Source organism: Duganella fentianensis, assembly GCF_964031615.1.
GTDB lineage: Bacteria > Pseudomonadota > Gammaproteobacteria > Burkholderiales > Burkholderiaceae_D > Rugamonas > Rugamonas fentianensis_A.
Genome location: NZ_CAXIQN010000003.1, coordinates 49457 through 69549, shown reverse-complemented (window position 1 = coordinate 69549; position 20093 = coordinate 49457). Strand labels below are relative to the sequence as shown.

Here is a 20093-nt window from a genome sequence, read left to right as displayed (position 1 = left end):
TATCATTTAGTCGAATCTATATTCTACGAGGAGAGGTAGTAATGAGCAGTCATAACAACGAAAGCAAAAATATGATGCTGGTGGTACGTCCGCTGTCGCTGGCAGTGGCACTGGCCATGAGCAGTCTGGCGCACGCCGATGATGCCGGCCAGAGCGCGGCAGCCGCCAGCGCAGCCGATAGCGCACCCGTGCAGGTGGAAAAAGTGGTGGTAACCGCCAACAAGCGTGCGCAAAATCTGCAGGACGTGCCGATGGCGATCACGGTGCTCAACGATGCCACCCTGCAGCGTAACAATGTGCGCGGCATGGATGACCTGCCGTCGCTGTCGCCAGCGCTGACCATGAGCTACGGCACCCAGCCCGCTAACTTCAGTATCAATATGCGCGGTATCGGCACCTTCTCGCTGGGCATAGGCGTGGAAGCCGATGTGGCCGTGGTGGTGGATGATGTGCCTTATGCCATGCAGGCCAATGCCTTCAAGGATCTGGCCGATGTGGCCCGGATCGAAGTGCTGAAAGGCCCGCAGAGCACCATGCTGGGTAAGAGCTCGATCGCCGGCGCCGTGAATATCAGCACCAAGCCGATCGAAGCTGGCTGGAAAGGCCGTGCTTCCACCTACCTGAGCAACGATGGCGAATGGCGTGCCAGTGCTGCCCTGTCCGGTGCGCTCAGCGATACCGTACGTATGCGTCTGTCGGCCAGCAAATCCGATTTCGAAGGCGTGGTGAAGAATCTGGCCGATGGCAGTCACCTGAATGGCCAGCGTAACAGCAGCGTCAACGCCAAGCTGGAATGGAATCCTAGCGATAATCTGCAAGTCGTGCTGACCCCGCGCGCTGCCAACTTCGTCAACAACTGCTGCGTTTCGCCATTCAATTCGATGACCCCCGGTGGTCTGTACCAGAACATCGCCAGCCTGCCTGCCTCGGTGCTGCTGAAAGGGATCAATCCCGGTCCGGGCAATGTCAGTGTGCGTAACGACTATCCGGCCGGTGGCAAGGCGGAAGATCGCGGTACGGGCCTGAAGCTAGTCTACAACTTCGATGACGACAGCATTCTGGCCAAGCACAGCTTCACTTCCGTCAGCTCGTGGTCGCACTACAAGATGAGCGATTTTCAGGATGGCGACGCGACCGACAGCGATGTGCTGAGCGCCACGCTGGTAAACGGCAAACCGAGCGGCTTCAGTGGCGGCCTGTATCAGTACGGTAAGTTCGACGTGCGTTCCAAGACGCAGGAATTCCGTCTGACTTCGCCGGAGAAGACCAGTCTGCGTTATGTGGCCGGCCTGTTCTACGCCGATAACCGTCTGGGCCGCGAACTGACCCGCGCGCCGATCACCACCTATGTGACCGACTGGGCCTCGACCGCCTACAACACCAACTATGCCGTGTTCGGGCAGGCCAACTACGACCTGAGCGCGCAGACCAGCGTGCTGCTGGGCCTGCGCTACAACAAGGAAGATATCGGCTATACCTTCAGCCGCTATAACCCGCCGCCAGCCACTAGCCGTGTCATGACGGAATACCTGCAGGGCGATAACAGCGAGACCAAGGCTACCGGCAAGATCGGTCTGGAGCACCGCCTCGATGCCGCCACCATGGGTTATGTAACCTATTCGACCGGCCACAAGGGCATGGCCTACGATCTGACCAGCTCCTTCACGGGCGCGGTGGCCAAGACCCAGCCGGTGCCGGGCGAAGATGCGCGTAATATCGAAGCGGGTCTGAAACTGAGCCTGCTGGATAACCGCATGGCGCTCGATCTGGCAGCCTTCCGTACCACCTTTACGGGCTTCCAGCAGTCGGCCGGTTTCTATGATCCGGACGGTACTTTCCGCACTACGCTGCATAGCATCGGCGCGCTGCGTACCAGCGGTATCGAGGCAGATCTGAACTGGCGCGTGTCGCGTCCACTCAGCGTGAACGGCGCCTTTGCCTACACCAAGGCGGTGATTACCGATTTCGAAAACGGCCCTTGCTACAGCGTGCTGAATGCGGCGGGTACGGCGGCCGTACCGGGCGGGAATTGCGCGATCAATCCGAAGTTCAACAATACGGCCGTGCAGAATATGTCGGGCAAGACCATGCCGAATGCACCGAAGTTCAAGCTCAACCTCGGTGGCCAGTATGACATCGTCACGGGACGCAGCTACGACGCTTTCGTTACGGCCGCTTACCGCTGGCAGAGCGCTACCCAGTTCAATCTGAATCAGGATCCGATGACGGAGCAGGGTGCCTTCGGTATCTTCAATCTGGGCGCCGGCATCAAGGATCGCGCTGACGGCTTCAAACTGTCCTTCATGGTGAATAACCTGTTCAATAAATCGTATGCCGTCGGTCTGGCGAATAACTGGGCGAACGGTACGTGGAGCAGCCGTGCACCGAACTCCGTGCTGGCGGTGAACACCACCAGCTGGACCCCGGCGCGTGACTATCAGCGCTACTTCGCCGTACGTGCCGACATGGCTTTCTGATCGCAAGGACTGCGTTGATCTAAAGTTCCAGTGCCGAGGCTCCCCCTCGGCTTGCGTTCAGGGCTCAGGCTCTGAACGCTTTTTTTGCTTGTGACGGGAAGGATGATGGGATGAAGAAAGTGTGCGTAGCGCTGGGCGGGCTGGCATTGCTGGGACTTGCAGCGCAGGTGGCGGTAGCGGCACCGGTAGCATCAGCTGAAGCGATGGTGGTCTACGTTGACTGCGCTGCAGCGGGCGCTAGTGGCGCGGCAGAAGCGGCGGGCGATGGTAGTGTACGTGCGCCGTTACGTTCGCTAGAGGCGCTGAATCAGCTGGTGCTGAAAGCGGGCACGCAGGTGCGCTTCAAGCGCGGCAGTGTTTGTCAGGGCACGTTCCGGCCTGCCGCCGGCAGTGGTGGCACGGCCGCCGCTCCCGTCGTGGTGGCCAGTTACGGTGCACGCGGGCTGCCCCGCCCTCATATTGCGGCCGGATGCGTGCCGGCTGTGGTGGCGCGCAAAGATGCGCCAGTGGCGCCGCTGATATCCAGACCGGAGCCAAGTGCAGCGCTGCCCTATGCGCCGCTGTGCCAGCGCGAGGAGGGGCCGGTACGCAGGGCAGCAGTGCATCTGTATAACACCCAGTTCTGGGAAATTCGCGATCTGGAACTCAGTAACGATGGCCTGAGCGAAGCGGGGCGGGTGGGGCTGCTGGTGCAGCTGGAGAATTTCGGTACGGGCCAGTACTACCGCCTTAGCAATCTGTATGTGCACCACGTGCGCGGCTATCTGCAAGATGAGCCGGGACGGGCGCTGGCCTATAAATCGACCGGCGGCATTCTGTTCGAGGTGACGCGCGATAGCGAGACGCCGGAGCAGCCTGGCCAGCCTACCCGCTTTGCCGATGTACGGGTCGAAAATAGCGAGGTGTATCAGGTCGATGGCATCGGCATCTCCAACCGCTCGGCGTGGATGTGCCGTAGCGGCGGTGCGCCGTGCGGCGACTTTGCCCCTTACAAGGGCCGGCCGGAACTGCTCAAGGCCCGTGCGGCACAGATTCAGCAGGAATACACACCGTCCACGGGACTGGTGATCCGGAATAACCGCGTACACAACGTGGGCGGTGACGGCATTATCGTGCGCACTGCCAGCGCGCCGCTGGTAGAAGCGAATCTGGTGCACGATATCTGGCTGCGCGCGCCGGGCAATAGCGCCGGGGTCTGGGCCATCAACACGGATGATGCGCTGTTCCGCTATAACGAAGTGTATGGCGTGCGCCTGCCGCAAGGCGAGAAGCTATTCGACGGCATGGCTTTCGATGCCGATATGGGCACGCGCAATACCCGCATCGTGGCCAATTTTAGCCACGATAACGGCGGCGGTCTGGTGCTGTTCTGCGCTTGCGGGCAGGACGGGCTGGGACGGCAGGCTACGGCCAGCGGTGTGGTGGTGGAAAATAATCTGAGCCTGAACGATCGCCGCCGCGCCATCCTGCTGGCCGGACTGGACGACGCGCTGGTGAGCAACAATCTGGTGATAGGCGCGGCCGGCGCCACGCTGCTGGAAGTGCACGATTACCCTACGCCCGACCGGCTGACTTTGCGCAGCAACCGCTTTATTGCGCGCGGTACGGCACAGGCAGCACTGTATCACCCGATCAGTGCGAGCGGCGCTGGGAGTGCTTTTGTCTGGCAGGGCAATCGCTTCAGCGGTTATGGTGGCGAGGTACAGGGGCTGCGCGAGACGCTGACGCAGGCCGAAATCGATCAGCTGGTGCTGCGCTGGATGCGCAGCAGCGGCTTCCGTCAGCACGCCTACCGTGCGCTGGCACGCTAGCGAGGTGGCCATGCCGATGATTTCTCAATGGCTGGCGCAGCCGCGCAATTATCGCCGTTTTCTGCTCTGTATCGCGGGCCTCGGTGGCCTGCTGTATGGTATCGATGTCGGCATCATCGCCGGTGCTTTGCCGTATCTGGAAGCTTCTGCGGCTGCACAGTGGGGCCTGACGTCGCAGCAACTGGGGCTGGTGGTGGCGGCCGTGCTGCTGGGCAGTGTGCTGTCTTCGCTGACGGCCGGTGCACTGGCCGACCGCTTCGGCCGTCTGCCTGTCATGGTGCTGTCCGGTGCGCTGTTCTCGCTCAGCATACCGGTGATCGCGCTGGCCGATGGCTACCAGCCTTTGCTGCTGGGGCGTCTGCTGCAGGGCGTCAGCGGTGGCCTGATCGGGGTGGTGGTGCCCTTGTATCTGGCCGAATGCCTGCCGGCCGACCAGCGCGGGCGCGGCACGGGGCTGTTCCAGTTGCTGCTGACGCTGGGGCTGGTGCTGGCGGCCGTACTGGGTTTGCTGGTGGCGCATCAGATCGATCAGCTGGCGGGGCAGGCCGCACCGCTGGTCATAGCCGCCAAAGATAAGGCATGGCGCCAGATTTTCTGGCTTAGTCTGCCGCCCGGTGTGCTGTTTACTGCCGGTGCCTGTCTGCTGGCGGAATCGCCACGCTGGCTGCTACGGCGAGGCGCCCGAACGGCAGCACTGGCAGCCTTGTGCCGCAGTGCGCCGCGGGCGCAGGCCCAGCGCGAGCTAGCGGCCATGCTGCAGCCGGAGGTGCCGCAATCTGCGCAGACGCAGGGCCGCAGCAGCCTGCTGCAATGGCAGTTTGTCGCGCCGTTCCTGCTGGCTTGCAGCATACTGGCGCTGAATCAGGCCAGCGGCATCAATTCCATCCTTGCGTATTCCGTCACCATACTCGATCAGGCTGGCCTGTCCGGCGCGCTGGCCAACTCTGGCGATGTGCTGCTCAAACTGGTGAATGCGCTGATGACGGTGCTGGCCGTGCTGCTGGTTGACCGCAAAGGACGCAAATTTCTGCTCACGCTGGGTAGTGCCGGAATGGCCTTGTCTCTGCTGGCGGCCGGTCTGCTGTTCGATCAGCAGGAGGGCAGCCAGCGCGATGTGCGGCCTGTGCTAGCCCAGGCCGTGCAGGGGCGCAGCCTGCAGCTCGAAAGTGACCGCCTCGCCGCACTGCTACCGGCAGGCGAGTGGCAGCTGACGCTGGCCTATTCGTATGGCCCGTATCAGGCTACCCGTCAGTTACGTGGCAGCGGGGCCACGCTGGCTGGCGGTGCGCTGCAGATCAGCGCACCGACGCAGCTGGAAGGTGATAGCGTGATCGGCGCAGCGTTCCGCCGCCTGCACCTGAATCCTTTCCCCGATCTGGCACAGGCGCAGCATTCGCCACTGGTGCTGGAACGCGCCACGCTGGGCGACGTGCCAGCGCAGCGCCACGGCTGGCTGGTGCTGGCTAGTCTGGTACTGTTCATCGCCAGTTTCGCCGTGGGGCCCGGCGTGTGCGTCTGGCTGGCGCTATCGGAACTGATGCCTAACCGCATACGATCCAACGGCATGAGCATTGCGCTGCTGATCAACCAGTTTGTCTCCACTGCCATAGCGGCCGTGTTCCTGCCCACGGTGGTGCAGCACGGTTATGCGCCCATGTTCTATCTTTGGGCGGGTAGTGCTTTGCTGTACTGTCTGGTGGCAGCTTTGCTGTTGCCCGAAACACGCGGCAAGACGCTGGAAGAAATCAGTCTGCACTTCCGCTCTGCGCGTGCGTCAGCGGCAGTGCAAGGCGAAGCTCGGCAGGAGGCATGAAACTGGCGCAACAGGGCGGCAGGCGGCATGTTTACAACGTTGCAGCACTGGCAGCTAGCGCATACAATGGCGCCCGTTGGGATTTTATAACCGTCTGAAATAAGGAAAATGATGAGTCTGCCGCAATACATTACGATCAACGGAACGTCGTATGCTTCCGAAAAACTGAGCGACGTAGCAAAAATGCAAGCCATGAACGTTCAGGTTGTCGATGCGGAGCTGGCACGTCTGCAACAGCAGGTCGCCATCGCCCAGACGGCACGTAATGCCTATATTGCTGCCCTGATCGAAGCGGTAAAAGGCAAGGATGCTGCTGCAGTGGCAGAAAAGCCGAAGAAACCGCGCGCACCGCGCAAACCAAAAGCCGCTGCGGCGGCCTGATCAGGCCAGCCGGGCTGGGCCAAGGCAGGGTGCGCCCTGCCTTTTTTATTGGGCGCTGGCGGTGTGCAGCGGGCCTTCGTGGCGCAGTTGCTGCTGCAGCGTGGATATCTGCTGGGCCTGCTCGAACACGCTGCTGGCCGTCAGGTTCAGGCCGCTGATGGGCAGTTCGGCCGCGCGCAGGGCGCCCACGATCCATGAATTGCAGTTGTTGAACAGGCTGTAGTGGCCATTGCCCTGATAGAAACGGTCGGGGTGATCAGGCTGCTGGCCCAGATAGATGGGCTGGCCATGGCCATCGAGCGCGATGCTGCGGTTGATATACGCTACCAGCTGATCCATGCCACGGCTGCTGATGGCCAGTGGCAGACTGTCCTGCGCGGCCACGCCCTCGGGCGGATTGCGCTCGCGCCGGCCTGCCTGCAGGGCCGGATAGTCGGAGGCCACCAGCGCCTTGACGGCCTTCGACCAGGGCGCATCATCGCGCACGAAATACTCACCATCTCCCCAGCCGATCAGAATGTAGCGGGCCGGACGCAGATCGCTGCGCAGGCGCGGGCTACGGCTCTGGATATCGTTGCCATCGAAGAGCAGGGCGGTGTGCCAGCCGTAGCGCATCAGGTAAATGGTGTGGCCGGCATCGGCGGCGGGAATGTTCGAGCGGCTGGGCGCAGTGGCGCAGCCGGCGAGGATGAGCAGGCAGGCTAGCATCAGCAGCTGCCTGAAGTAAGCAGACAGATTCATGGGTGGGGAACGGCTATCGGGAGGCCCATTCTACAACAGCCAACCTGGGCTATGGCTGCGCGGGCGTTGCGCGCTGCCGTTCTGCCGCAGTGCGCTTGCTGCCACGCGCTAGCCGCGTGGCGCTTGGCGCTCAGACTTAGTAGTCCACCGCATAGTCTTTGGCAAACGGCTGGCCCGACCATGCCCGCTGCTGGGTCCATGCCTGCGCCGGCGCGCGCCAGTAACTATCGTCGGCCGGCAAGCCCAGTGTCAGCAGGCTGGTGGCGGCGATGTACATGCTGCCGTTGTTGGAATACCAGTCGGCCAGTTGCGGGTTGTGGCCGGCAAAGCCCAGCGTAAGGAAACCGTCGGCGGTGAAGTTGCTCGGATGGCGCCAGACTGCCTGATGCACGGCATGCAGCACGGCGCGCACCTGTCCTTCCGGTAGCGAGGCAGGCAGGCGCTTCTGCCATGCCAGCAGGGCCAGCGGCTGGAACGCCGCCGTGCGGTAGGTGAGCGAGCGGCCGATGGTGGGGTAGGTGCCTTCCGGCGACACCAGCCGTTCCAGATGTTCGCAATAGCGCTGGGTGCGTTTCAGAGTCTGAGCCAGCATGGCGCCGGCCGGCTGGTGGAAGATGCGCTGGCCGGCAGCGTCCAGCTGCTGCAGGATTTCCAGCAGCATGGGCCACATCACATACGAGTTGTAATAGTCGAAGTGGAAGCTGTCGCCATCCTTGAGCCAGCCATCGCCCGCATACCACTCCTGCGCTTTGCGCAGCCCCGTGTTGAGGCGCAGGATATCGGCCTGCTGGCCGATGGATAGCAGCCACGCTTCATTCATGGCAGCGAACAGTACCCAGTTGTTATACGGTAGTTCGTAGCGGCGTGCGCCTTTGATTTCGGCGATCAGGCGCGCCTTGGTGCTGTCATCAAGTGGCGCCCACAAGGCCTTCGGTGCACGCAGCAGGGCATTGCACAGGTAGGCTGAATCCACCAGCACCTGCGGCCCCGCACCCCAGCCCAGATAGTCGGGATGCTGCGGGTTGACGCTATTGGCAAGGCAGCGCTGCGCCAGCGCGCGCAGGTGCTGGCGCAGTTGCCCTTCGCTGCTGCTGTCGTCTGGCAGTGCCAGCCACGGTGCGATACCGGCCAGCAGGCGGCCGAAGGCTTCCAGATAGCAGACGTCGGCAGAGCGGTCGCGCCAGGTAGGGCTGTATTCGATGGGGAAGTTCTTTTTCAGCGTGCCGGCCGCCAGATTTTCCAGTATCGGCACAGCCATCTTGCGCAGTAAAGCCAGCAGGTAGGCGCGCTCGCCTGTGCCTGTGCTGTCCTTGCTGCCCGCCAGTGCGGGTGTTAGCCCCATGCCTGCACCCATGCCCGCCATGAGCTTGGCGAAAAAACTACGTCGTTTCATGCTGTCTCCCTGTTCTGGTTCTGTGTCTGACTACTGCGGAAATTTCGCGCTGGCGTCGATTGTAATCAGAAAAAGTGAACGTTACCACATCTGCTTGAAAAAAAGCCCGCGAGCGAGGCTTGGGCGGGCAAGGAGCCACTCGTGGTGCGCCTAGGCGGGGCAACTGGCTTTGCGGAAAGTCAGCGTGACCTGGCCCAGTTCGATGCCGAATTTGGCCATGCTGGCACGGTTGATCATGGTGCATTCATCGATCAGAAACATCCAGTCATCGAAGCGCATGGTATAGGTGCTGCCATCAACGGGCAGCAGCAGGGTGTATTGCCAGTGCAGGGCATTGCCTGCCACTTCCCCGTGCGCTTCACCTTCCACATCGTCGGCGCGGCCTAGCCAGCGGCCGTCGGCTGCGCGTTTCAGGTGCCAGACGCGGCGCTGCGTACTGCCGTCATCGTAGCGGAAGCGTTCGTCCAGCGTCAGTTGCTGGGTGTCGCCCGTACCGGTGATCTCGACCTTGAAGCGCTTGACCACTTCGCCGCTGCGGTTCTGGAACATGCCCCACGCATGGGTGGTGCCAAGGAAGTAGGATGGTAGATCGAGCTTGGGTTCCTTGGCCTGATACTGCTGCACGTTCGGGCTGGCGCACGCGGTCAGCAAGGCGAGGGCGGCAATCAGCAGGGCTTTGAATTTCATACGGGGCTCCGGAGTGAGGAAGTTAGAACGGGACGGGCGCGCTGCAGCGTAGCGAGCGCCAGTAGTTTGAGTACGCAGGGCAGCACGGCATACACCAGCGGCAGCGCCGCATGGCCGCCGTGGCCGGGCTGGTAGCCCAGTAGGGCCAGTAGCGGCAGCGCCAGACCGGATAGCGCCAGTGCCAGTTTGCCCAGCAGCGTGAGGACGCCGTAATAGGCGGCCGGCGCCTGTTCGGGCGGAATGGACTGCGCCAGCAGCACGTTCGGCATGGCCAGATCGGCGCCCAGCGCGGCGCCTGCACCCAGACAGATTAAGCCATACAGCCAGACATCACCGGCACCCAGCAGCGCGGCACCGGCAAAGCTGACGGTGGCCAGCAGTATGCCGCCGCGCCAGCAGGCCAGTGCGCCGTAGCGCTGGGCGAGGCGGGTCCACGCGGGCAGGCAGGCGGCTGCGGCGATAAAGTAGCTGCCGAGGAACAGGCCGGCTAGCGGCGCAGCCTGCAACTGGTCGCCGATGAAGAATAGCGCCAGTGTGGCGGGTAGTGCCACTGCACAGGAGTTCAGCAGATACGGTAGCAGCAGCCGGCGGAAGGCGGGGTTGTGGCGCATCTGTCGCAGCACGCTGCGCCATTGCGGCGCGGGCTGTGACGTGGACTGTGGCGCAGGCGGCCATGCCGGTGCCAGCCGTAGCAGGGCGAAGATGGCGCAAGCCAGCAGCAGTGCAAAGCCCAGACTGTACCAGCCCATCTGGGCAGCCATTTGCGCGTTTGGCTGGCTCAGTAGCGTCGCAGGGATGGTGCTGCCGATGATCAGGCCGAGCAGGCCCCAGCCTTCGCGCCATGCGGTGGCCGAGAGCAACGGTGCGGCGCCATGGCTGGCCTGTGCCGATAGGCGCGAGCCCCACGCCAGATAGGCGATGTTGAGCAGGCTGTGCGCGCTGTAGGCCAGTATCAGCATCAGGCTTAGCCAGAGAACCGGCGTGATCAGTGCGAGCGGTGCCTGCCACAGTCCTGCAAAGGCGGCGGCCAGCACCATGGCACCGGCCAGCATGACGCGCCGCACTGCGCGCAGGCGGTCGATCAGGTGGCCGATCAGCGGGTCTTGCAGAGTGTCGAGCAGGCGTGCCGCAAACATGACCCAGCCTAGCAACGCTAGACTGCTGCCATATTGCAGGTGGTAGTAGGAGGCGACCTGTACATACACCGGCAGGGCGGCCATGGCCAGCGGCAGGCCGAGCAGCCCGTAAGCGGCTAGTTGCCACCAGCGCGGTGCGTTCATGGCGCGCTGCCCAGCAGTTGCTGGCGCAGGTTCTGGTCATGCGTGCGCTCGTCCAGCCAGATACCGAAGAAGGCCTGTGCCAGCGCCGGATCGTCGATGTCGGCCAGTAGCTGGCGCTGGTTGTACAGACGCATGCCGAGGCCGGGGCGATACACGCCTATCAGTTCGTCGCCTGCGCCGACATCGGTAAAGGCTTGCAGCAGGCTGCTGCGCCAGCGGTTCAGCGTGGCGGCATCGGGCAGTTTGCGGCTCAGGCGGCGGATTTCATCGAGGCTGGTATCCACCAGGCGCTCGCGGCTGATGCTGCGGTGATACTGTAGTTGCAGCGCGAACGCGCGCTGGGGCTGGAACGGCTGCTGTTCGGCCCATAGCGTGGCGTGGTAGATGCGGAAGCCGAACCAGCGCAATTCGCCACCGCCGAGCCGGACGGCAGCGGGGAGTTCGTCGCGCCAGCTGCCAGTGGCGGCATGCAGCGTAGTGCTACTCAGGCAGGCGCACAGCAGCAATAGCCGCAGTACGCTGGCTAGCAGGCTGGACGAATAGTGCTGGCAGAAGGCGGGTAAGCGTATTGGTTTCACGGCGGTTTCGGTTTGTACGAGGCTGGGAAATGAAGGGCTAAGTACTTGATCGATAATATTAATACCGATTGATTAAAAAATCTACTAATCAGTAACTTTATTATCGGAACAAAATAGTAGCGAACGTGCTGTAAGGTCTTGCAGGGTGCGCGCGACTAATCCTGATCAGCCCGTAGATAAGGAAAACTGACTATGAAGTGGTCCCGATTTTTGCCCACCGCCTTGCGTCCCGCGCCCGATTCGCGTCAGCAACTGCTGGCCAGTCTGCTGCAACTGGCATGGGTAGTCGAAGCGCGCGACCCGTACACGGGCGGCCACCTGTGGCGCGTGGCGCAGTTTTCCCGTCTGCTGGCGCAGGCAGCTGGTCTGTCCGAGGCCGAAGTGGCACGCGTGGCGCTGGGCGGTTTCCTGCACGATCTGGGCAAGATTGCCATCCCTGACGCGATACTGGGCAAGAAGGAACGCTTGAATGACGAGGAATATGCAGTGATCCGCACCCATCCGGAAAGCGGCTTGCGCCTGCTCGGTGCGCACCCGCTGGCGCAACTGGCGCGCGATGCTGTGCTGCTGCACCATGAAACGCCTGATGGCAACGGCTATCCGTATGGTTTGCGCAGGGAAGCGATACCGCTGGTGGCACGTATCGTCGGCATCTGCGACGCCTTCGATGCCATGACCAGCAGCCGTCCTTATCGCAGCGGTATGCCGATCAGCAAAGCGCTGTCTATCATCAAGCTGGAACTGGGGCGACAGTTCGATGCAGAGTTGGGCGAACTGTTTTTAACGCTGGGTGATGGCGACGCGCTGGCCCATATCGTCGGTCATACGGATGAAGGCATACCGCTGGAACGCTGCCTGTCGTGTGGCCCGACCGTGGTGCGCACACGCGAGGCCAAGGCCGGCGATGCTTTGTACTGCCCCGCGTGCCACAGCGAATACACGCTGGCGCCTTCCGGTGCGGGCATCGTGCCGAGCGGACGGCAGAACCGTGCGCTGGCTTTATCGATGGCACCCGATGCGGCGCTGATCGAACGGCTGGTGGCCCAGCATCGCGCAGCGCTCGATTGAGCCATAGCGCCTAGACCACCACGCTGCTGTTCGTGTCCGGCCGGCGTGCCAGCAGATCGGATAGCTGGCCCAGCGCCGCGCGCAGTTGCGGCTGTTCCGTGATGGAGCCAAGCGCAATACGGATGGCTTCCGGTGCGCGTGGCCCCGTACTGAAGGCGCTGGCCGGACTGACCGCCAGCCCTTGCGTCTGCGCTGCCTGCGCCAGTTCGCGCGCGCTCCAGTAAGTTGGCAGTTCAAGCCAGACATGGATGCCGCAGGCAGCCGGCGTCAGGTGGGTGCTGCCTGCGCTGCCACGGCCTGCCAGCAACTGGCCGGCAAGGCGCTGGCGCAGGCGCGCTTCCTGCCGTACTCCGTTTAGCAACTGCTGTGCCGTGCCATCGTGTATCCACTGGGTGGTCAGCGCACTGGTCAGCGGTGTCGCCATCAGTACCAGTGCGCGCAGCGCCGTCATGAAGCGCGCACGCAGTTCGGCCGAGTGCAGTAGCACGAAGGCGGTGCGCAAACCCGGTGCCAGACATTTCGACAGCGTGGCGATGTGTGCCACCTGTGCGGGTGCACTGGCAGCCAGCGGTGGTGGGGCGCTGTCCGCCAGCAGCGAATATGGATCGTCTTCGATGATCATCACGTCATGGCGCTGGCAAACGCGCAGCAGTTCGAGCCGGCGCGCCGCGGACATGGTGTGGGTGGTGGGATTCTGTAGCGTGGGATTCAGATACAGCAGGCTGGCGCCGTGCTCATGGCAGGCCTGTTCCAGCGCGTCGGGGCGCATGCCGTCGGCATCGCTGGCCACTGCTTGCACCTGACGCCCCAGCGCCTGGGCAGCATTCAGCAAGCCCGGATAGGCCAGCGGTTCGGCCAGTAGGGTGGCACCGGCAGGGCTCAGTGCCATGATCAGCGCGGCCAGTGCCGACTGGGCGCCTGCGCAGACGCTGATGCAGTCGTGCTCGATCTGGCCGAACAGAGGCGCCAGCCATAGCGCCCCCGCCGCACGGTCGGCCGCGCTGCCGCCACCCAGATGGTAGTTCATCAGCATGCGGCTATCGGTGTGCAGCAGCACCTGCGCCAGCCCCTGTCGGAGCAGTTCGTCGAAGTCCAGACCGGCGGGCGGCGGCGGGATCACCATGCCCAGATCCAGCAACTGCCCCAGTTCGACTTTAGGCGCGGCCACATAGGTGCCGCGTGCGCCACGGCCTTCCAGCAAATGGCGCTGGCGCGCCACATCGTAGGCGCGTGTGACGGTGGTCAGATCGACCTGCAGCAGGCTAGCCAGCCGGCGCTGGGCGGGCAGGCGGTCGCCCGGTCGCAGCACGCCGCCGGCTAGCGCCTGTTCGATGAAGCCGGCGATCTGCAGGTAGCGCGGCCCCGCATGCTGGGCGAACTGGCCCACCCATGCCAGGGAATGTTGCTCATCTTGTATGGATCTGGTCTGCGACATTTTATTCCATGTATGGATTTTGTTGCGCCGTAACATGGCGGCATACCATTACTTTATCCATACATGAGCGGGCTGTCCATGGCCTGCACCACCTGCCAGCGAGACCTACCATGAGCCAGTCTTCCCCTGATGTTGCGGTGATCCGCATGTACGCGCCGCGCGAACAGATTTATGCGCGCGAGGCACGCGGCCGTTTCGCGCGCTGGCGCTGGCTATGCGTGTGGCTCACGCAGGCCGTGTTCTACGGCCTGCCATGGCTGCACTGGAATGGCCGTCAGGCGGTACTGTTCGATCTGGGCGCGCGCAAGTTCTATCTGTGGGGGCTGGTGCTGTGGCCGCAGGATCTGATCTATCTGGCGGCGCTATTAATCGTCTGCGCGCTGTCGCTGTTCCTGTTCACTGCCGTGGCAGGACGGGTGTGGTGCGGCTTTGCCTGTCCGCAGACGGTGTACACGGAAATCTTCATGTGGATAGAACGCCAGTTCGAAGGCGAACGCAGTGCGCGCATCCGGCTCGATCGCCAGCCATGGCGCTTTGCCAAGCTATGGCGCAAGGGCGGCAAGCATCTGGCATGGCTGCTGTTTGCGCTGTGGACGGGCTTTACCTTTGTGGCTTACTTCACCCCGCTGCCGACACTGGCCGCCAGCACGCTGTCGTTCGCGCTGGGGCCATGGGAGAGTTTCTGGGTGCTGTTCTACAGTTTCGCCACCTATGGCAATGCAGGCTGGATGCGCGAGCAGGTGTGCCGCTATATGTGCCCGTATGCGCGCTTCCAGAGTTCCATGTTCGATCAGGATACGCTGATCGTCAGTTACGATGCGCAGCGCGGCGAACCGCGCGCACCACTGGGAAAACAGGCACGCGGCGCGGTAACGCAGGCGGCGCAGAGCGGCAGTTGCATCGACTGTTCGCTGTGCGTGCAGGTGTGCCCGACCGGCATCGATATTCGCAATGGCCTGCAATATGACTGCATCAGTTGTGCCGCCTGTGTGGATGCCTGTGACAGCGTGATGGACAAGATCGCTGCGCCGCGCGGGCTGGTGCGCTTCACCACCAGCCGTAACCTGCAGCAGCAAGCCGCGCCACAGTCGCTGGCGGCGCGTCTACAGCGCCCGCGTGTGCTGCTGTATGTGGCGCTGCTGGCGCTCATTACGGCGGCGCTGGGCTGGACCATGGCGCAGCGCAGCCCGCTCCGGTTCGATGTGATACGCGACCGTGGTGTGATGGCGCGCGAAGTGGATCAGGGGCAGATCGAGAATAGCTTCCGTCTGCAGTTCATGCATGCGCAGGAACAGGCGCGGCGCTACCGCATCTCCGTGCATGGTCTGGACGGCCTCGTGCTGGCATTGCCGGCAGAACTGATACTGGACGGAGCCAGCACGCGCGCCGTTGCCGTTACCGTGCGGCTGGCCGCCGGGCAGGGACGCCCGGGCGCCAACCGTATACGTTTCCGGCTGGAGGCGATGGATGCGTTGGACGCTCCTGTGCTGGTGGAAGAAAGCGCCATGTTCTTTATCCCGCGCTCGTGATGCCCATGCTGGCCAGTACCCGTGCCGCATTGTCCTGACAGTCGATATCGTCGGGGCGGTCATTAATCAGGGAAATTAGCTGCAGTAGATGCAGGCGGTTGTGTTCGAGGCGCTGCTGCAGCGCTTCGATTTCGGCCACTTTCTGCTGTAGGGCCGTGATCAGTTCCTCATGCTGCCAGTGGCGCAGATCCTGCGGCAGTAGCTGGCGGATTTCCTCGAGCGTGAAACCGGCGCGCTGGGCGCCATGCAGAATGGATAGCAGCGTGGCAGCTTCGGGCGGATAGTCGCGGTAGCCGTTGGCCAAGCGTTGCACGCCCTTGAGCAAACCCTGTGCTTCGTAAAAACGGATGGCCGAGGCAGCCATGCCCGTGCGTCTGGCCAGTTCGCCGATCTTCATCACCTACTCCCACGTTGCGGATGGCTGCACTATAACCTTAAACTAGACTTGAAGGTCAAGCCTGAAAAAACTGCTTGACCTTCAAGTGCGCTTTAAACTTATCGTGACGGAACTGTAACCACGGGAGTGATGATGCAAGTGTTTAGCCAACTCAGGCTGCCTAACGGTAGCGTGCTGCCCAACCGTCTGGCCAAGGCCGCCATGGAAGAGAATATGGCCGATGCCGCACAGGCGCCGTCCGATGCGCTGATCCATCTGTATGAGCGCTGGGCCGAAGGCGGCGTGGGTCTGATGATCACGGGGAATGTGATGATAGACCGGCGCGCCATGACGGGGGCGGGCGGGGTGGTGCTGGAAAATGCCGACCATGGCGAACGCTTCCGGCGCTGGGCCAGTGTGGCACGCGCCCACGGTGGCCAGATCTGGATGCAGCTCAACCATCCGGGCCGGCAGATGCCCGCTGCACTGGGCCAGCCTACGCTGGCGCCGTCGGCACTGGCAATGGATCTGGGTAAGTTCAGCGGCGAGTTCGCCACGCCGCGTGCGATGACGGCGGCCGATATTGCCGACGTCAAGCAGCGCTTCGTACAGAGCGCCTTGCTGGCGCAGCAGTTCGGCTTTAACGGCGTGCAGATTCACGCTGCGCATGGCTATCTGCTGAGCCAGTTCCTGTCGCCGCTGGCCAATCAGCGCAGCGACGAGTGGGGCGGTTCGATTGCGGGACGGGCGCGTCTGCTGATCGAGGTGGTGACGGCAGTGCGGGCCGCGGTAGCGACGGATTTCGGCGTGGCGGTAAAACTCAATTCGGCCGATTTCCAGCGCGGCGGCTTCAGCGCCGATGATGCACGCGCCGTGGTGGAGATGCTCAACCCGCTCGGCATCGATCTGCTGGAACTGTCCGGTGGCAGTTATGAAGCACCGGCCATGATGGGGCCGGCGCGCGACGACCGTACGCTGGCGCGCGAAGCGTATTTCCTCGAATTTGCCAAGGCACTCACGCAGGTGGCGCGCATGCCGCTGATGGTCACGGGTGGCATCCGCCGGCTGGCCGTGGTGCAGCAGGTGCTGGCCAGTGGCGTGGCGCTGGCCGGCATGGCGACGGCGCTGTCGATTGCACCGGATCTGCCCAAGCGCTGGCAGAGCGATCCGGCTGTGCATCCGCAATTGCGCGCGGTGACGTGGCAGGACAAGGTAATGGCGTCGGCCGCGCATATGGCCATGGTCAAGCACCAGTTGCGCCGCATCAGTCGCGGCAAGGCCAGCGCGCCGCAGGTGTCGCCCGTGTATGCGCTGATTTCGCAGCAGCTAGCGGGCAAGCTGCAGAACCGGCGTTATCGCCAGCGCATGCAGCTGCGCCAGGCATAAGCGGCGCTAGCGCGGATGACGGGCGAACCAGTCGGCCAGAAATTCCACGCACACCCGTACGCGCGCCGATACGGAAAGGCGCGACGGGTAGACCGCCCAGATATCCGCCGGCTGGCTGTAGTCCGCTAGCACCGCCACGAGCTGGCCAGAGGCCAGATCCCCCGCGATATCCCAGTGCGAGCGCAGGATGATGCCGTGTCCATCGATAGCCCACTGGCGCACGATCTCGCCATTGTTGGCCGAGAGCTGGCCGTGTACTTTGACGCTTTGCAGGCCGTGCGGACCTTGCAATTCCCAACGGCCAAAATCCTGATCGCGTTCCCGGATGGTGATGCAACGGTGCTGCTGCAGATCCTCCAGCGTCGCCGGCGTACCGTGCGCGGCCAGATAGGCGGGCGCTGCGCATAGCACGCGCCGGTTGGCGGCGATACGGCGCTTGATGACATGGTTTTCATGCACATGGCCGATACGGATGTCGAGCTGAAAACCTTCCTCCACCAGATCGACGGGGCGGTCGAACAGTTCCAGCTGGATTTCCAGTTGCGGGTAGCGGCTGGCCAGCGCCGACAGGGCAGGTGCCAGCTGGCTGCGGCCGAAACCCGCGCTGCTGCACAGCCGCAACACGCCTTCGGGCGCAGCTTTCTCGTGCGAGATGGCCTGTCCCATCAGATCGACATCTTCGCCAATGCGCTGGGCCCACTGGTGCACGATCTCGCCCTGTGCCGTGAGTGTTAGCTGGCGTGTGCTGCGATGCAGTAGCTGTGCCTTCACCGCAGCTTCAAGTAGTGCCATACGCTTGCTGACCACCGCTTTGGAGATGCCTAGCTGGCGCGCCGTCTCGGCAAAGCTGCGGTGGCGTACCACCACGCAGAATAGGCGCAGGTCGTCGAGTTGGGGTCTGGTGTCCACGAATCGTGTTCTCAAAGTTCACATTTGCAGGGATTGTAAAGAATAACGTAGACGCTATGCTAGCCGTTTTAGACACGGTGGCACACAATTGAACACGATGGAACTGGCGATTAATCTGGCCACTCTGCCAGCGCTGGCCGGTCTGGCGCTGCTGGGAGGCATGCTGGGTTTTCTGGGTGGAATGTTCGGCATCGGCGGCGGCATCATCGCGATCCCCGTGCTGGCGCTGGCGTTCGGTATGGAACAGGCGCTCGCACAGGGCACTTCGCTGGCCATGATGGTGCCGATACTGCTGCTGGGATGGTGGCGCTATAGCCGCCATCACCCGTTTGACTGGCGCGTTAGCCTGCCCATCGGCGTGCTTGCTGTGCTCGCTACCGTGTTGATTGCCCGTTATGCCACCGGTTTGCCGCCGCTGGCCTTGCGGGTGCTATTCGCGCTGTTCTTGCTGTGGCTGGCGGCGCGTCTGCTGCGGCGCAGTCCGGTTGCGCTCCAGCCTGCGCGTCCCGCGCGCAGCCTGCGCCTGATGCCGCTGGTAGGTTTGCTGGGCGGTTGCTGTATGGGGCTGCTCGGTGTGGGGGGCGGTCTGGTGGCCACGCCCGTCTTCACGGGAGTATTCGGTCAGCGCCAGACGGTCGCGCAAAGCCTGTCGCTGGCGCTGGTCACGCCATGTTCGCTGGTGGCACTGATCACCTACGCCGAGGCCGGCCATGTGCAGTGGGCGGTGGGCCTGCCGATGGCACTGGGCGGCCTGCTGACAGTGTCGGCCGGTGTGGCGCTGGCACACCGCCTGCCCGAACGTAGCGTGAAACGGGCGTTCGGGGTGATGGTGCTGCTGACTGCCGTGTGGCTGCTGCTGAAAGTCTTGCTGTAAGCGGGGCAGCGAGGGCGCTTGTCGCGCTTGACGCCAAGGCAAGGCCAAGGCACTGGCGCTAGTGCGGCGCGGTGCTAATCCTGCGTTACCTTCTGGCGCGAGCGCTTGCGCTGGTACATGGCCTGATCGGCGCGTTCCGTCAGCGTGTCGATGTGGTGGCCATCGTCGGGATAGAGGGCACTGCCGATGCTGACCGAGAGTGGCAGGACATTGCCTTCGAAATGGTAGCTGCGGCAAGCCTGCTGTACCAGATGCTCGACCTTGGCTTCGATCTGTTGCTGGTTGCCGATATCGGTCAGCAGCACCATGAATTCGTCGCCGCCTATGCGTGCCACTAGATCGGCCTGACGGATTTCGCTGCGCAGGCGCTGGCCGATTTCACGGATGGCCGCGTCGCCAGCGCGGTGGCCGTAGGTATCGTTGATGAACTTCAGACCATCCATGTCCACGCCCAGTATGCCGACCTTGTGGCGCTGCCGTTCAGCCAGTGCCAGCGTGCTGCGCAGACGGTCGAAATAGTGCGCCCGGTTGGGCAGGTTGGTCATGGCATCGTGCGTGGCCTGATGGTAGAGCTGGTCGATATCGTATTTGCTGGCGTGGTACATGGCGGCCGCAATCACGCCCGACATGAGCTGCAGAATGGCGATATCGCGCGGCGCGAAGCGCTGAGGCTGGGTGGCGATCACCTTCAGCACGCCCACGGCCTGATCGCCGTGACTGAGCGGCACCACCACCATCGAGCGCAGTCCCACGGCCTGACAGGCGCGCTGATCGACGCGCGGATCTTGCAGGGCATCATGGCAGATCAGCGCCTGATTGCCCTTTACGCACAGACCGGACAGACTGCCTTCGAGCGGAATGCGCATGCCCAGCTGGCCGGTCGCCGTGCCGCTGGCAGCGCGGTACACCATGAAACTGCCTTCGGCAATTTCCACCACGGCGCCGCAGCCCTGCGTGAGCTGCTGGCTGTGCTGGCATACCAGATTGATGACCTGTCCCAGATCGAGTCCGCAACGGGCGATTTCCGTCTGGACCTGAATAATGTCCAGCAGCGTGGCCGAATCCAGTTGTTGTGGTGGATAAATGTGATCCATGTCAGGTTGTTTGCCCACTATGTGGGCAATTTGGCAATTGTGGGGCAGAAAAGATTCTGATGAGTCTGTCCAGATTGTAGCCATTTTAGGCTATATATTGCTCTAGTTTTATTGGGGATTTGTAACTTTGTTGCGTCGCGGGATGCTGACCCAACTGCGATTTCCTTGATTTAGGTTGCTTGACGTCATTTTTTTGAACATGTATTGTTTTTGCATGTTTAAAGCCTGTGCCTACCTGCACGGGCTGATTGCCTCCGGCGT

General features: G+C 62.9%; 17 protein-coding genes. 8 read left to right on the top strand and 9 right to left on the bottom strand.

The features are described from left to right. Positions 1–41 precede the first annotated feature (41 nt). The 4 genes from ABNT42_RS01250 (at position 42) to ABNT42_RS01235 (ending at position 6482) form a co-directional block, all read left to right on the top strand. On the top strand, positions 42–2477 hold the full coding sequence (locus ABNT42_RS01250; RefSeq protein ID WP_348692933.1) for a TonB-dependent receptor: 2436 nt from the start codon (positions 42–44) through the stop codon (positions 2475–2477). A 110-nt stretch (positions 2478–2587) separates the two neighbouring features. After that, positions 2588–4288 (top strand): right-handed parallel beta-helix repeat-containing protein, encoded by a 1701-nt coding sequence (locus ABNT42_RS01245; protein ID WP_348692931.1) that lies wholly within the window; start codon positions 2588–2590, stop codon positions 4286–4288. Between the two features lie 10 nt (positions 4289–4298). Then, the gene (locus ABNT42_RS01240) at positions 4299–6101 is read left to right on the top strand and encodes an MFS transporter (RefSeq protein WP_348692929.1); all 1803 of its coding nucleotides are present in this window, start codon (positions 4299–4301) and stop codon (positions 6099–6101) included. Between the two features lie 111 nt (positions 6102–6212). After that, positions 6213–6482, top strand: a complete 270-nt coding sequence (locus ABNT42_RS01235) for a hypothetical protein (protein ID WP_348692927.1) — start codon at positions 6213–6215, stop codon at positions 6480–6482. A 45-nt stretch (positions 6483–6527) separates the two neighbouring features. Here the strand turns inward: ABNT42_RS01235 and ABNT42_RS01230 are convergent, their stop codons facing one another. From ABNT42_RS01230 to ABNT42_RS01210, 5 genes are all read right to left on the bottom strand, one after another. Beyond that, a complete protein-coding gene (locus tag ABNT42_RS01230; protein WP_348692925.1) occupies positions 6528–7223 on the bottom strand; it encodes a DUF2459 domain-containing protein in 696 nt (231 codons plus the stop codon). Between the two features lie 136 nt (positions 7224–7359). Then, a complete protein-coding gene (locus ABNT42_RS01225) occupies positions 7360–8616 on the bottom strand; it encodes a DUF2264 domain-containing protein (protein ID WP_348692923.1) in 1257 nt (418 codons plus the stop codon). A gap of 150 nt (positions 8617–8766) precedes the next feature. Beyond that, positions 8767–9303, bottom strand: coding sequence for a DUF3833 domain-containing protein (locus tag ABNT42_RS01220; protein WP_348692920.1), 537 nt, complete (start codon positions 9301–9303; stop codon positions 8767–8769). Next, on the bottom strand, positions 9300–10583 hold the full coding sequence (locus ABNT42_RS01215) for an MFS transporter (RefSeq protein WP_348692917.1): 1284 nt from the start codon (positions 10581–10583) through the stop codon (positions 9300–9302). Before ABNT42_RS01215 ends, ABNT42_RS01220 begins: the two co-directional genes overlap by 4 nt. Continuing rightward, positions 10580–11161 carry a chalcone isomerase family protein gene (locus ABNT42_RS01210; RefSeq protein ID WP_348692914.1) on the bottom strand — a complete coding sequence of 194 codons (582 nt, stop codon included), beginning with the start codon at positions 11159–11161 and terminating at the stop codon, positions 10580–10582. Before ABNT42_RS01210 ends, ABNT42_RS01215 begins: the two co-directional genes overlap by 4 nt. 192 nt (positions 11162–11353) lie before the next feature. Between ABNT42_RS01210 and ABNT42_RS01205 the strand changes: the two genes are divergently transcribed. After that, on the top strand, positions 11354–12229 hold the full coding sequence (locus tag ABNT42_RS01205; protein WP_348692911.1) for an HD-GYP domain-containing protein: 876 nt from the start codon (positions 11354–11356) through the stop codon (positions 12227–12229). A 10-nt stretch (positions 12230–12239) separates the two neighbouring features. Here the strand turns inward: ABNT42_RS01205 and ABNT42_RS01200 are convergent, their stop codons facing one another. Then, on the bottom strand, positions 12240–13664 hold the full coding sequence (locus tag ABNT42_RS01200; protein ID WP_348692908.1) for a PLP-dependent aminotransferase family protein: 1425 nt from the start codon (positions 13662–13664) through the stop codon (positions 12240–12242). A gap of 110 nt (positions 13665–13774) precedes the next feature. On the opposite strand from ABNT42_RS01200, the gene ccoG reads away from it, so the two are divergent. After that, a complete protein-coding gene (ccoG, locus tag ABNT42_RS01195) occupies positions 13775–15193 on the top strand; it encodes a cytochrome c oxidase accessory protein CcoG (RefSeq protein WP_348692906.1) in 1419 nt (472 codons plus the stop codon). Here ccoG and ABNT42_RS01190 read toward each other — a convergent pair. Further along, entirely contained in the window at positions 15177–15590 is a 414-nt protein-coding gene (locus ABNT42_RS01190; RefSeq protein WP_348692904.1) for a MerR family transcriptional regulator, read from the bottom strand. The two genes, ccoG and ABNT42_RS01190, sit on opposite strands and share 17 nt — an antisense overlap. A 132-nt stretch (positions 15591–15722) precedes the next feature. Between ABNT42_RS01190 and ABNT42_RS01185 the strand changes: the two genes are divergently transcribed. Beyond that, positions 15723–16955, top strand: a complete 1233-nt coding sequence (locus ABNT42_RS01185; protein WP_348692901.1) for an NADH:flavin oxidoreductase/NADH oxidase family protein — start codon at positions 15723–15725, stop codon at positions 16953–16955. A 6-nt stretch (positions 16956–16961) separates the two neighbouring features. On the opposite strand, the gene ABNT42_RS01180 is transcribed toward ABNT42_RS01185, so the two are convergent. After that, entirely contained in the window at positions 16962–17864 is a 903-nt protein-coding gene (locus tag ABNT42_RS01180) for a LysR family transcriptional regulator (RefSeq protein WP_348692898.1), read from the bottom strand. Positions 17865–17961: 97 nt separating this feature from the next. On the opposite strand from ABNT42_RS01180, the gene ABNT42_RS01175 reads away from it, so the two are divergent. Then, positions 17962–18738, top strand: a complete 777-nt coding sequence (locus ABNT42_RS01175; protein WP_348693281.1) for a sulfite exporter TauE/SafE family protein — start codon at positions 17962–17964, stop codon at positions 18736–18738. A 74-nt stretch (positions 18739–18812) separates the two neighbouring features. Here ABNT42_RS01175 and ABNT42_RS01170 read toward each other — a convergent pair whose 3' ends face one another. Then, positions 18813–19832, bottom strand: coding sequence for a sensor domain-containing diguanylate cyclase (locus ABNT42_RS01170; RefSeq protein WP_348692895.1), 1020 nt, complete (start codon positions 19830–19832; stop codon positions 18813–18815). Positions 19833–20093: the final 261 nt, after the last annotated feature.

What these genes read in the sequence shown, in the direction of transcription:
- ABNT42_RS01175 (WP_348693281.1), top strand. Translation starts at nt 17,962, where the DNA reads ATGGAACTGGCGATTAATCTGGCCACTCTGCCAGCGCTGGCCGGTCTG.
- ABNT42_RS01245 (WP_348692931.1), top strand. Translation starts at nt 2,588, where the DNA reads ATGAAGAAAGTGTGCGTAGCGCTGGGCGGGCTGGCATTGCTGGGACTT.
- ABNT42_RS01240 (WP_348692929.1), top strand. Translation starts at nt 4,299, where the DNA reads ATGCCGATGATTTCTCAATGGCTGGCGCAGCCGCGCAATTATCGCCGT.
- ABNT42_RS01250 (WP_348692933.1), top strand. Translation starts at nt 42, where the DNA reads ATGAGCAGTCATAACAACGAAAGCAAAAATATGATGCTGGTGGTACGT.
- ABNT42_RS01220 (WP_348692920.1), bottom strand. Translation starts at nt 9,303, where the DNA reads ATGAAATTCAAAGCCCTGCTGATTGCCGCCCTCGCCTTGCTGACCGCG.
- ABNT42_RS01230 (WP_348692925.1), bottom strand. Translation starts at nt 7,223, where the DNA reads ATGAATCTGTCTGCTTACTTCAGGCAGCTGCTGATGCTAGCCTGCCTG.
- ABNT42_RS01185 (WP_348692901.1), top strand. Translation starts at nt 15,723, where the DNA reads ATGCAAGTGTTTAGCCAACTCAGGCTGCCTAACGGTAGCGTGCTGCCC.
- ABNT42_RS01235 (WP_348692927.1), top strand. Translation starts at nt 6,213, where the DNA reads ATGAGTCTGCCGCAATACATTACGATCAACGGAACGTCGTATGCTTCC.
- ABNT42_RS01200 (WP_348692908.1), bottom strand. Translation starts at nt 13,664, where the DNA reads ATGTCGCAGACCAGATCCATACAAGATGAGCAACATTCCCTGGCATGG.
- ABNT42_RS01170 (WP_348692895.1), bottom strand. Translation starts at nt 19,832, where the DNA reads ATGGATCACATTTATCCACCACAACAACTGGATTCGGCCACGCTGCTG.
- ABNT42_RS01215 (WP_348692917.1), bottom strand. Translation starts at nt 10,583, where the DNA reads ATGAACGCACCGCGCTGGTGGCAACTAGCCGCTTACGGGCTGCTCGGC.
- ABNT42_RS01190 (WP_348692904.1), bottom strand. Translation starts at nt 15,590, where the DNA reads ATGAAGATCGGCGAACTGGCCAGACGCACGGGCATGGCTGCCTCGGCC.
- ccoG (WP_348692906.1), top strand. Translation starts at nt 13,775, where the DNA reads ATGAGCCAGTCTTCCCCTGATGTTGCGGTGATCCGCATGTACGCGCCG.
- ABNT42_RS01205 (WP_348692911.1), top strand. Translation starts at nt 11,354, where the DNA reads ATGAAGTGGTCCCGATTTTTGCCCACCGCCTTGCGTCCCGCGCCCGAT.
- ABNT42_RS01225 (WP_348692923.1), bottom strand. Translation starts at nt 8,616, where the DNA reads ATGAAACGACGTAGTTTTTTCGCCAAGCTCATGGCGGGCATGGGTGCA.